The following is a 12,257-nucleotide window of genomic DNA, read 5'->3' as shown; positions in this document are numbered from 1 at the left end:
GAAATGATTGGAGCAGCGGCTGATTCAGGCCGGCTGCTTTTTTTAGTATAAGTGTAGCGGTAAATAACAAATCACTGCTGCTCTACAGTTGTTGCTGCTTTCGAAAAGCTTTGGGGGACATGCCGTACATTTTTTTGAATTGACGCGTCAGATAATTACTGTCATTAAATCCGCACTCGTAGGAAATTTCTGTAATGGAACGATTTGTTTGTTTTAACAGCGTGCAGGCTTGTTCCAAACGAAGGCGCTGAATATAAGCGATTGGCGTTGTCAGATAATAGGCCCGGAAAATCCGGTTTAAATGCCTGACGGAAATATCCGACTTAGCCGCAATTTCTTCCAGCGTAACCTGTTCACGATAGTGGTCTTCAATGTAAGAGATGGCATTTGCCAGGTGCATCAGGCTGTCCACGCCTTTCTCCTGGTTGTCATAATGTCTGGACAGATATACGACCAGCTCCATGAACTTGGAGGCAAGCATGGTTTGATATCCATGAAGTTTCTCATCGTATTCCTTGATCATGGCCGTGATAAGCGATGAGACATACTCCAGGCTAACAATGGACATGTTCAGTTTGCTTTTATAAGAGTTAATACTGCGGTAGAACGGTTCCAGAACAAAAAGTGCCTGGTACCCATTCAAGGTTCTTAGATCCGGACCGGCTAACTTAAGCATTTCGGCCTTATACATGATGTTGCAGATTTTGAAATCGTACGGGTCTTTATAGGCATGGGGGGTACCACCGTTAATGACGAATACATTTCCTTTTTTAATAAAGGATTCTTCATGGTTGACAACATGCGTAGCATGTCCATTCAGCACGATTACGAGCTCGGAAAAATCCACATGTTTGTGGAAGGATGTGTCTTCTTCATGCCCGCCATATTGAATATAAAAGGGAAAATACTCATCCGTTGTAAACCAGCTTAAATATACATTACTCAAACCATTCCCACCTAAGAATATGTAATTAATGTCTAAATAATGCTATTGCATGACCTGAATGTCAAGGTTTTCAGCCATAATGGACGATAAAATGTAATCGAAGCTCAGGAAAATCAACAGGTGATGTAAATATCAGGTATAAGGGGGACACAAGAAAGATGAACGGAAACTATCCGAAAAAATTAGGAACGGTGCTTCTGGCAAGCACGCTGCTCCTTTCGGCAGGCTGCAGCAGTTCTGGAAGCAACTCTGAGAATACTGAGAAGGTGAACAGCAGTGAAGATACGAGCCCGGTAACTCTGACGTTCTTTGGCGCTGATGCCAGCCCGAGCTGGAACAAAATGCAGGATGATGTCGGGAAAGAAATTACCGCTAATACGGGTGTTACTCTGAGTGCGGAATTTGATGTGGGCAGTGGTGGGGGACAAGACAAAATCTCTTTGATGGCGGCCAGTGGTGAATATCCGGATCTGATTTACGCCAAGGGTGAGCTCGGTAAACTGGTAGATGCCGAAGCGATCATAGATCTGACCGATCTGATTGATAAATACGCTCCAAATATTAAAAAGATTATGAGCGAAAATACGAACCGGATGAGATACAGTAATGACGATCAGGCCATTTATGCCATTCCAACCAATGTCGGTGTGGACCAGCAGTTTTTCGATGCAGACAGCGGTTTTCAGGTTCAACACCGGGTATTGAAGGAGCTGGGCTATCCGCAGATCAAAACGGTCCAGGATTTTGAAAACGTACTCAAAGAATATACGGTCAAGCATCCGACAACGGACGGACAGCCGACCCTTCCGCTAACGCTGAATGCAGACGACTGGAAGATTATGATTACTGTAACTAATCAGGCTGCCGCCACAACAGGAGGAGCAAATGACGGTGAATATTATGTGGACCCGGACACCTATGAAGCGATTCTTCACTATAAACGTCCGGAAGAAAAAGAGTACTTCCGCTGGTTGAATCATATGTATAATGAAGGACTGCTCGACAAAGATGCCTTTGTTCAACAAGACGACCAGTATAAAGCCAAAATCGCCAGCGGCCGGGTACTGGGCCTCACCTCTGTTGAATGGGAATATCAGGACGGGGAGAATGCCTTGAAAGCTGCAGGCAAAGACGATTATACCTACGCGCATTTCCCGGTTACGATGGGTGAGCAATATAAGGATCACGCCATGCAGTCCATCGGGGTTGACGGATATGGAATCAGTATCACAACCGCCTGTAAAGATCCGGTCCGCGCTATCAAGTTCATTGACTGGTTGTCCTCTGAAGAAGGTCAAGTGCTGAGAAACTGGGGGGTAGAAGGTAAACAATATCAAGTTGAGAATGGGAAACGTGTCATACCTGACGATATTCTCAAACAAAAGGTCAATGACGCGGCGAATTTCACTATGCAATCAGGTATCGGATTATATTCCATCTTTGGAGTCCGTTACGGAGATGGCGTTAAGGATTCTACAGACAACTACTATACAACGAACTTCCCGGAACAAATTGTTGCCAGTTACTCGGATGCGGAGAAGGAGACTTTGGCCGCTTATAAGGCGAAAACATGGAAAGACCTCTTTCCTGGAGAAGATGAATTCCCGGTCAAAGAATGGGGAGCACTATACAACATGCAGGTCCCAACGGATGGAGACTATCAAGTCATCTATCAAAAAACGCAGGATATTGTTCGCAAGCGGATTCCGGAAGCGATTCTTGCCAAAACAGCCGAATTTGATACAATCTACGATGAATTTATCGAAGAGCTGAACAAAGCCGGCGCAGAGAAGATGGAGAAACAATATACCGGCCTGGTAAAAGCGAGAACCTCACTGTTCACTGGCAAAAGCATTAAATAGCAAAAATTCGAACGTGACTATAACTAACTAGCGGATTACAGAAAACCAGCGTGCCTCCCGTATAATAGGGGGCACGCTGGTTTTGCTTTGCAAGACATCACTATTTTCCGGCGCAAGCCAGGCTATTTACTGCTGCTTGGCGTACCATTCCGAGAACTGCTTTTGATATTCGGCGATATATTTGTCAATTCCCGCTGACTTCAGTCTTTCCAGCGCTTTAGGGTAGGCGGACTCATAATCGCTGAAGCCGCTGCCGATTGGCGCGAGGTATTCGGTAAATACTCCGTTCAGCTTCGTTTCTTCATTCTTGACCGGCGTATTGTCGAAGTTGAAGCCTGCGCCTTTGGAGATGATTGCCCCGTCATCCCAGACTTTATATCCGGCAATAAAATCATCCGGCACCGTGTTGTCGAAGCGGATGAAATTTTTGTTCATCAGCAGCCAGTCGGGAATCAGCGGATCGGTGGTTATTTTCGTGAGCCGCCCTTTGTCATCCAGAGAGAAGTCGGTTCCCTCAATGCCGTAGGCGAACAGGTCATACAGCTCCTGATTTTTTTGCAGCAGGTTGAAGAACATCACGTAGCGTTCCGGGTCCTTCGCTGCGGCAGAGACGAAAAAGGCGCTGCTGTAGGTGCCCCGGCTGATCTTCGGACGGCCGCTGCCAAGGAAATAGTTAACCAGCTTGGCTTCAGGCACCGCTTGCGAGATCGTAGCCGCACCCTCGAAAGGACGCGCTGCCGTACCGGCCCAGAACATTGCTTTGCCGGAGTTCCAGTCGGATTGCAGCTGCGGGACATTGGTGGCGGCATATTTCGGGATGATCCCTTTCTCATACCAGCCGTGCATCAGCTTGGCATAGCTCTTGAATTCTTCGCTTTCAAACCAGCTGATGATTTGATCGTCCTTAGCAGACTCATCAAGCGCAATAAAATCATTTTGCCAGTACAGATTCTTGTCCGTGTAATCATATTGCAGCATTCTGCGTGCATCTGTGGAGGCATAACCGATCAGCTCCGGATGAATGGCATGGACCTTGTCATAGAACTGCTCCAGCTCTGCCAGCGAGGTGACCTTGGTCATGTTGGCCTCCTCCAGCAGATCCTGTCTGACCAGCACGCTGTAGAATTCTGCGGAATTCGGCTTGTTGCCGACAGGGATTGCATATTGCTTGCCGTCCAGCTGGAAGGCGCTGAAGGAAGCCTCGTCAACATTTTTACTTAGGTCAGGTGCGGCATCCACATAAGGGGTAAGATCGGTATACAGCCCTTTGGCGACTGATTTCACCATATAATTACTATCGGTATAAGTGGCGAAATCCTCTCCCGTGGACAACATCAGGTCAGTTTTGCCCCCGCCGTATTCGGTCCAGGGCAGAAACTGGAATTCCACCTCGGCATTGATTTCTTTCTTGATCACATCATGGAATTCTGATTTGCCCAATGCTTTCATCCGGTTCGACTCATCCCCGTACAGCACAATTTTCAGCTTGGCGGGAGCCAGGCCGCTGCCTGCTTTGTTATCGCTGCCTGCAGAGGGGCTTGTACCTTCACTTCCGGCTCCTGTAGTAGAGTTAGCGCTTTCATTGTTGCCCTGGGAGCAGGCGCTTAACAAGAATACAGCGGACAGGAGCAAACTTAACCAACCTTTTTTCTTTTTCATGATGAACCCTCCTGAAATAGAATCAATATGCTTGAAGCTATATTGCAATGGCAGTGCTCCCTTACGTCCCATTGTACAACAAGTTGAAGCAGGGGAGCATTAGCCTGGTGCAATCCAAATTAGGGCAAAACCTGGCGGGGAATCAGCCTTTGACCGAACCCACGACAATACCTTTGACGAAAAAGCGCTGGAGAAAAGGATACAATATGGCGATCGGCAGGACGGTCAGGCAGGTCATCGCCATTTTGGCCGTCTCCAGCGGCGGAGCAATAATTGCGCCACCGACCTGTGCGGCGTTGCCGGAAGCCAGGAACTGGATGTTCGCCATCATGTTGTACATCAAATATTGGATCGTATAGAGATCCTGGTTAGACACCAGCATCAGCGGCAGATAGAAATCGTTCCAGAACTGCAGCGCGTAGAACAGGGAGATGGTGACCAGTCCGACCCGGCCGAGTGGAACCATAATACTAAAGAAGATCCGCAGGTGACCGGCACCGTCAATTTCCGCCGATTCAACAATTTCATGCGGAATGCTGCGGAAATAATTGGCCATCAGGAACATCAGGAACACGCTCAGCAGATAAGGCACGAACAAGCCGAGCAGTGTGTCGCCGAGATGATAATATTTTGTGCTCAGTAAATACCACGGCAGGGTGCCTCCGCTGAAGAGCATGGTGAAGTAAGCGAAGAAGGCGAAGACATTTTTGAGCCGGAAGCTTTTGACAGAAATAACGTAGGCATAGGCAGTGGTAACCAGCACTGCGGAAAGAGTACCCAGCACTGTAACGATCACCGACATGGAATACGCCTTCAGAATCTGCTGCGCCTTGGAGCCGAACAGAAATTCATAGGTTTCAAAAGTGAAGCCCCGGGGCCAGAAGGAGTAGCCTTCCGCAGCGATTCGCGCTTCGGTGGATAATGAGCCGGATACGGCCAGAACAAACGGCACGAGACAAATGACCGAGAATATGGCAATACAGAAATAAAAGAAAATGAGCAGCCCTTTGCTGTCAGTAGTTGGCATCTTGCGGCCTCCTAAAATAGTTTGCTGTCTTTGTCATACCAGCCGGCCAGCTTGTTGGCCACAAGCACCAGAAGGAAGCCAAAGACGGATTGATAGAGGGTAATGGCTGAAGCGAAGCCGAATTCGCCGGAACGAATGGCTGTACGGTATACGTACACATCAATAATATCGGTGGTGGGCAGTAACAGCGGATTCAAGAAGGTTACCCCCATAATCATGCTAAGATCGCCTTTCAGCATGCCGCCAATCCCGAGCAGTGTCATCAAAATGATGGATGGAATCAGCATCGGCAGCGTGATTTTGGTAATGATCTGCCATCTTGAGGCGCCGTCGATCCGCGCTGCTTCATAATAGGAGGGATCTATTCCTTGCAGCACCGCATAATAGATAATCGCTCCGTAGCCTGCGCTTTTCCAGATATTCGCCAGCACCAGGATGATAACGAACAGCCAGGGGCTGGAATACCAGTCGACTTGGGCAAGTCCAAGCGAATGGAAGAGCTGGTTGAGAATACCCTTGTCATAATCCAGCAGGGAGAAGAGAATCGCTCCGATAATAATCCACGAAATAAAATAGGGGAAAAACATCACGCTCTGCGTTACCTTGATAAACCATTTGCTGCGCAGCTCGTTCAAGATGATGGCGATCGCCACCGAAAAAAACGTGCCCGTCAGCATATAAAGCGCATTCAACATTACCGTGTTGCGTGTCGCCCTGAGGGCATCCTCCATACTGGAGAAGAAAAACTCAAAGTTGGAGAATCCTGCCCAGGGGCTGCCGAAGATCCCGTCGTTAAAGTTGTAGTTTTTGAAGACGAGAATCAGTCCGCTCATCGGCAGGTACGCAAAAAGTATCAACACGACGATGCCCGGCAGTGCGAGCAGATACAGAGAGCTGTCCTTCCTCAGAGATTTGCGGAAACTTCGGCTTCTGGCCGTCCGGGTCTTCAGACTGTGCCGCCCAGTGGTCTCCGGTATAGCCTCTTGGCTCATTAATCGTCCACTCCTTTAAAGTAGCATTATCATTTCTGTCCCGTGTTCCAGGAGCATGTTCTACAAGGCAAAGCATAAAGCCGAAATCGATGTAAACGCTATCATAATAAACGAAAAAAAATTAAAAAAACGGAATGTATAGGCTTAAAAAAAGCAAAAAAGCAGCACTTTTTTGCTTTTTAGGCTAAGAATAGCCCCATTTGAGGGTGAAATCCGTACTGAGGAAGCCTGAGTGATGCAGGCGGTCTACACCAAAAGGGGATGCCCCCGGCTGCTCTATGGCAGCCGGAGGCATCCCCTTCGGATTACTTGGATTGCAGAATATGATTCATTCTCCATTTGGAGGGTGTAACTCCATAACGTTTTTTGAATTGGGTTGTAAAATAGGTGCTGCTGTTATACCCTACCTTCTCTGCAATTTGCCGGATATCCATCTCCAGGTCCGTAACCAGCAGTGATTGCGCCCGCTCAAGACGCAGCTGGTTGATGAAATCGGGGAAGCTGCTGTCTACCTCTTCGGCAATCAGCCTGCTGAGATAAGCAGGACTGAGCGACAGCTTCTCGGCAAGGGCATTCAGGGACAGCCCGGGATCTGTATAATGCTCCCTGATATAGCTAATAGCTTCAGTGGCAATATTCCGGGTCTGTACAGCACTCATGCTGGCAATCCGCTCAAGGGCGGTGTAACAGCACTCCTCAATCCAGCTCCGCAGCTTGTCATAGCTCTGGATGTGCCGGATCCGCTGGTAATCGTCCAGAAAGCCGGAGTGCCGGGTGTCAGCACTCAGTTCGGCTGTGCGGCTCAGCTCAAAGGCAAGCCTCGATAAAGCGATATTGGCAGATTCCGCACGGTAGCTGCAGGCCACGGCCAGCAGCCGTTCCACTGCCTGCGGGATGTGGGCCGCCTGATCACTCTGCCTGACGGCCAGTAGCACCGGTTCAAGGGCACTGTCAGGCAGCGGACTGCTGTTCAGATGGATGGTATCATCGGCAAATATAATGCTCTGCCGCTCATGAAATTTAATATATTGCAGACCCTCTGTTGCTTCATTATATTTGCTTCTCAGCAGGCCCATATCATTCGAGAACCCGCTGATCCCGATCGCGCAGCGGACACCGATTTCGGGAAGAGAGGCCGCAATCTCTTCCCATTTGCCGCGGTACAAGGCATAATCTCCGAAGCTGCCGCTGTGAAGTTCACTGAGAACGAGTACGGCGGTTCCCTCATGCGGCCGGAAGGCTTGTACCGCCGCCAGCCCGCTGAATGCGGTGCGAATCACCTCAATGCCCTTTCCGCCGGACTCTAAGGTCTCTGCTGCCGGTCCAGGTTCCACTATGGCCAGCACGCATACACAGTAGGCCCCTCCGGGATCACCGATGCTCATCACTGGCGTATCGCCATTGTCAGAGGCTTCACGGGGAGAGAGCAGCCAGCGCATCAAGGCGCTGTCGTCGCTTTCTTTTTTGAGCTGCACCAGCTTGACACCGATCTGCTCCAGCTCCAGGCTTGCGGCGTCGAAATCACCGCCTGTCTTCAGCGCTTCTTCATTGCCGGAGAGGTGAACAATATTGCCGAACAGCCGCCCGATGGGTTTGTAGATCCGCCGGGAGATCAGGTTGGCGCTTACCGCTGCCGCCAGCATGAGAGCCAGGCACAGGCTGATCATCAGATTGCGGGCATTTGAAATGTCGCGGATGCTGTCCTTATAGGATGTCTCCGAAATAAACCATAGCTTGTCCTTAGCGGAATAAATATAGGTAATCAGCTGCGCTTCTCCGGTACCCCTGTAGACAAAGGAGCCTCTCTCAGAGGTGGAGGCAACGACCTGCTTCAGCATGTCCGCCTTTAAGGGGCTGCCGGAGAGTGCGCTGTGCATCAGCACATCGGCATTTCCGTCAAGCACAGCGTATCGCGTGACTTCACCTTCTTTTTGCGTGAAGAGATTGTTCTGCAGCTTGCCCAGATTAACGGTCAGTGCTACTGCGCCGTAATACTCACTGCTGGCAAATGCACGGTCATTATAGAAGACGGTCAGCAGGGTTACGGGGGTTCCATTGTTCAAAGTGGCCTTCCACAGAAACGGAGATTCGACGATCCGGCTGGTCCGTATCCGCTGAAACAGCTCCAGCTTGGATTCGGGGCTAAGCGGCAAGTTCTCGAACATCGCCACAGGTTCATTCGTGCCGAAGATGTAAGCATTCTCCAAATACTGGTTGACCACCAGTGCGCCACGGATCTGGCTAAGGGCACTGTAGAGCTGGTCGCTCCAGCTCGTATCCCCGTTCATCATCAGCGCGTTGATGTTGGGATTCGCATAGAAATCCATGGTGTAGTTCTGGACAATCTCTTTATAGTTCATATAAACGGTTTCAGTATTCAGCAGCACATTTTGGTTCGCCTTATTGACATTATCTATGGATATATTCCGGTACAGGTAGAAGATCACGACGGCCAGAACAAGAATACAGCCTACCGAAATCAGAGTCAGGCTCATAAAAAAGCGGGTATACAGCTTCTTTTTCTTTCCCAAGATGATCGCCCCTTTAACTAAATCCTAGTATACCCATTCTAGAGGGACAACCGATTCATTGACAAGCGGTAAAAGATTACGAATTGAGCATGAAAGTATAAAAATGAAGAAATAGAACATAGAAAATGCAAGAAAGTTGAACTTGTACGAACTATAATTGGTGGTGCTTACAATTCGTTCGTTTGAAGGAGGACTTCTGTGTTGAGAACATTCCGTAATCCGGTGCTGCCGGGATTTTACCCTGACCCCTCGGCCATCCGTGTGGGAGAAGATTATTACCTTGTGACGTCCAGCTTTGAGTTTTTTCCTGGTGTTCCGATCTTCCACAGCAAGGATATGGTTAACTGGCGCCAGCTGGGTCATGTGCTGGACCGCCCGTCCCAGCTTAATCTGGATCAAACCCTTCCGTCCATGGGAATCTGGGCACCGACAATCCGTTTTCATGAGGGCATCTTCTATATGATCACGACGTATGTCGACAATGATAAGAATCAGCATAATTTCTATGTGACGGCAACGGATCCGGCCGGTGACTGGTCAGACCCCGTCTGGCTGGAGGATGCTCCCGGCATCGACTCGTCCCTGTTCTTCGATGAAGACGGCAAAGTGTACTACACCGGCAACCGTGTTCCGCCCGAAGGGCAGGATTATCCGAAGCATATGGATATTTGGCTGCAGGAGATTGACCTGGGCCAAGGCAAGCTGGTCGGACCGAAGCATAGCATTTGGCAAGGCGCACTCAAGGTGGCCCACGCGCAGGAGGGACCCCATATCTACAAGATCGGCGGCTGGTATTATGTCCTGATTGCCGAAGGCGGGACCGGACATACCCATGCGATTACGATTGCCAGAAGCCGGAGCGTGACCGGCCCCTATGAAGGCCACAAAGCTAACCCTATTCTAACGCACCGCCATCTCGGCAGAGCCTATCCGATCGTCAATGTCGGCCATGGGGAACTGATCGAGACGCAGCATGGAGACTGGTGGATGTTCTGCCTGGCTTCCCGGACCAGCGGCGGCTATTACCGCAATCTCGGACGTGAAACGTTCCTGACACCGGTGGCCTGGGAGAATGAATGGCCTGTGGTGAACCCCGGCAAAGGGGTGCTGGAGTTTGAATCGCCAGCTCCGGACCTGCCGGAAACGACATGGCCGCAGCTGCCTGCGTGCGATGATTTTGAAGGAGCGGAGCTGGCACCGGTCTGGAACTTCCTGCGCACGCCGCGCGGTGAATTCTGGAGCCTGAGTGATCATCCGGGCTTCCTGCGGCTGCGCCTGAAGCCCGAACGTCTCTCGGAAATCGGCAATCCCTCTTATGTCGGAAGACGCCAGCAGCATCTCAGCTTCAGGGCGGCACTGGATATGACATTCCAACCCGCTGCCGAAAGTGAAGTTGCCGGACTTGTGCTGCTCCAGAATGCGGACTACCACTTCCGGTGTGAATTGGGTCTGGAGGCCGGGGAGCCGGCACTGCAATTGATCGAACGCCGCGGCGGTAGTGAACAGCTGCTTGCTTCGGTGCCTTATTCGGGAGACAAGGTGCAGTTGAAGGTGGAAGCCAAGGGGCAGGACTACAGCTTCTATTATAGAAGCTCCGAAAGCGACAAGTGGACAGGACTATGCGGAAAAGCGGACGGAACAGTGCTCAGCACAGATCTGGCGGGCGGTTTTACAGGAGCTTATCTCGGCATGTATGCCAGTTCCCAAGGCGCGGAAAGCGCCAATTACGCCGATTTTGGCTGGTTCAGCTATGAAGGTCTCGAATAGATAGGGAGGTACAGTTCAAATGAGTGGCAATCGCAACAAAGTGGATTATGCCCTGCCCGAGCTTCCGCAGATTCCGGTACGGACCTTTACGATTACAGATTATGGGGCGGAAGACGGCGGACTTTCGCTGTGTACCTCCGCCATTCAGTCCGCGCTGGACGCCTGCGCAGCTGCCGGAGGCGGCAAGGTGGTGATCCCTCCCGGCCTTTGGCGCACAGGGCCGCTTACTCTGCGCAGCCGGATTAATCTCTGTGCCGAGCGGGGCGCGCTAGTGCTGTTTGACCCCGATCCCGCTCTATACCCGCTGATCTCTTCCCATTTCGAGGGAACGTCCGGCTGGCGCTGCCAGGCCCCGCTGGACGGAGAGGGCCTGAGTGATGTGGCCGTTACAGGGGAAGGAATCTTCGACGGCAGCGGTGAAGGCTGGCGTCCGGTGAAGCGGTTCAAGATGACGGAGCTGCAGTGGAACAGTCTGACCGCCTCCGGGGGAGCGCTTGATTACAAGAGTGAGATCTGGTGGCCTTCCCGTGAAGCCATGGAGGGAGAGGCAGTCTGCCAAATGCTGCGGAAGAGCGGGGAGACGGGTATGGAGGCTTATCTGCCTGCCCGCGCGTATCTCCGTCCGGCGCTGCTCAGCCTGCGGAATTCCCGGCGGGTGCTGCTGGAAGGACCAACCTTCCAGAATTCTCCGGCATGGTGTCTTCATCCCTTGGGCTGCGAGCACATTACCGTGAGGAATATCCGGGTGCGCAATCCGTGGTATTCGCAGAACGGGGATGGCCTCGATCTGGAATCATGCACGCACGCTCTTGTCGAGCACTGCAGCTTCGATGTGGGCGATGACGCGATTTGCCTGAAGTCGGGAAAAGACGAAGAAGGCCGCAGATTGGGGATGCCCTGCCGGTATATTACGATCCGTCACTGTACGGTCTATCATGGGCATGGCGGAGTGGTAATTGGCAGCGAGATGTCCGGCGGTGTGCATGCAGTCAGAGTCAGCGACTGTGTGTTCATCGGCACGGACATCGGCCTGCGGTTCAAAAGTACCCGGGGAAGAGGCGGCGTAGTGGAGGATATTGTCATAGAGAACATCCGCATGAGCGGCATTCTCCATGAGGCCGTGTCTTTCCACATGTTCTATGAGGGTGTTGAAGGGTCGGAAGGATACAATGAGCAGCATTTCCCGGTTACCGAGGCAACCCCGCAGTTCCGGAATATTGCCTTGAAGAACATTGTCTGCCATGGAGCGGCAACCGCACTGCTCGTGAATGGGCTGCCGGAGATGCCGCTCGCCGGACTGAGCGTCGAGAATTTCCATGCGGTGAGTGAGCGGGGAATTGTTCTTAGGCATGCCGACAGTCTCTCGCTGGACCGTATCCGGCTGCAGACGGCTAAGCTGCCTAAGCTGCAAATGCAGCAATGCAGCAATGTATCGCTACTCCGATCAGAAGATCTGGAAATGGTGGAATGATG

At 51.1% G+C, this 12,257-nt stretch carries 8 protein-coding genes; 3 read left to right on the top strand and 5 right to left on the bottom strand.

Annotated elements, in window-relative coordinates:
• Positions 1 to 82: 82 nt before the first annotated feature.
• Positions 83 to 946, bottom strand: a complete 864-nt coding sequence (locus MHI45_RS09320) for a helix-turn-helix domain-containing protein (protein WP_341118993.1) — start codon at positions 944 to 946, stop codon at positions 83 to 85.
• A gap of 158 nt (positions 947 to 1,104) precedes the next feature.
• Between MHI45_RS09320 and MHI45_RS09315 the strand changes: the two genes are divergently transcribed.
• Entirely contained in the window at positions 1,105 to 2,808 is a 1,704-nt protein-coding gene (locus MHI45_RS09315; protein ID WP_340897061.1) for an ABC transporter substrate-binding protein, read from the top strand.
• Positions 2,809 to 2,934: 126 nt separating this feature from the next.
• On the opposite strand, the gene MHI45_RS09310 is transcribed toward MHI45_RS09315, so the two are convergent.
• From MHI45_RS09310 to MHI45_RS09295, 4 genes are all read right to left on the bottom strand, one after another.
• Positions 2,935 to 4,467: a DUF3502 domain-containing protein gene (locus MHI45_RS09310; protein WP_341118992.1), complete on the bottom strand. Its 1,533-nt coding sequence runs from the start codon at positions 4,465 to 4,467 to the stop codon at positions 2,935 to 2,937.
• Positions 4,468 to 4,609: 142 nt separating this feature from the next.
• The gene (locus MHI45_RS09305) at positions 4,610 to 5,494 is read right to left on the bottom strand and encodes a carbohydrate ABC transporter permease (RefSeq protein WP_076114482.1); all 885 of its coding nucleotides are present in this window, start codon (positions 5,492 to 5,494) and stop codon (positions 4,610 to 4,612) included.
• An 11-nt stretch (positions 5,495 to 5,505) separates the two neighbouring features.
• Entirely contained in the window at positions 5,506 to 6,486 is a 981-nt protein-coding gene (locus MHI45_RS09300; protein WP_076114481.1) for an ABC transporter permease, read from the bottom strand.
• Between the two features lie 305 nt (positions 6,487 to 6,791).
• Positions 6,792 to 9,017, bottom strand: coding sequence for a helix-turn-helix domain-containing protein (locus MHI45_RS09295; protein WP_341118991.1), 2,226 nt, complete (start codon positions 9,015 to 9,017; stop codon positions 6,792 to 6,794).
• Positions 9,018 to 9,218: 201 nt separating this feature from the next.
• Here MHI45_RS09295 and MHI45_RS09290 point away from each other — a divergent pair, with 201 nt between their 5' ends.
• Positions 9,219 to 10,784, top strand: coding sequence for a glycoside hydrolase family 43 protein (locus MHI45_RS09290; RefSeq protein WP_340899759.1), 1,566 nt, complete (start codon positions 9,219 to 9,221; stop codon positions 10,782 to 10,784).
• 19 nt (positions 10,785 to 10,803) lie between these two features.
• A complete protein-coding gene (locus tag MHI45_RS09285) occupies positions 10,804 to 12,255 on the top strand; it encodes a glycoside hydrolase family 28 protein (RefSeq protein WP_341118990.1) in 1,452 nt (483 codons plus the stop codon).
• Positions 12,256 to 12,257 lie beyond the last annotated feature (2 nt).

It is taken from the genome of Paenibacillus sp. FSL H3-0321, from assembly GCF_038002865.1.
In the GTDB taxonomy this organism is placed as follows: Bacteria; Bacillota; Bacilli; order Paenibacillales; family Paenibacillaceae; genus Paenibacillus_AQ.
Note: the sequence above shows the minus strand (reverse complement) of the source record. Positions and strands in the feature narration are given on the sequence as shown.

Coding starts and splice junctions, on each gene's coding strand:
- MHI45_RS09315 (WP_340897061.1), top strand. CDS start 1,105: ATGAACGGAAACTATCCGAAAAAATTAGGAACGGTGCTTCTGGCAAGC.
- MHI45_RS09310 (WP_341118992.1), bottom strand. CDS start 4,467: ATGAAAAAGAAAAAAGGTTGGTTAAGTTTGCTCCTGTCCGCTGTATTC.
- MHI45_RS09305 (WP_076114482.1), bottom strand. CDS start 5,494: ATGCCAACTACTGACAGCAAAGGGCTGCTCATTTTCTTTTATTTCTGT.
- MHI45_RS09300 (WP_076114481.1), bottom strand. CDS start 6,486: ATGAGCCAAGAGGCTATACCGGAGACCACTGGGCGGCACAGTCTGAAG.
- MHI45_RS09285 (WP_341118990.1), top strand. CDS start 10,804: ATGAGTGGCAATCGCAACAAAGTGGATTATGCCCTGCCCGAGCTTCCG.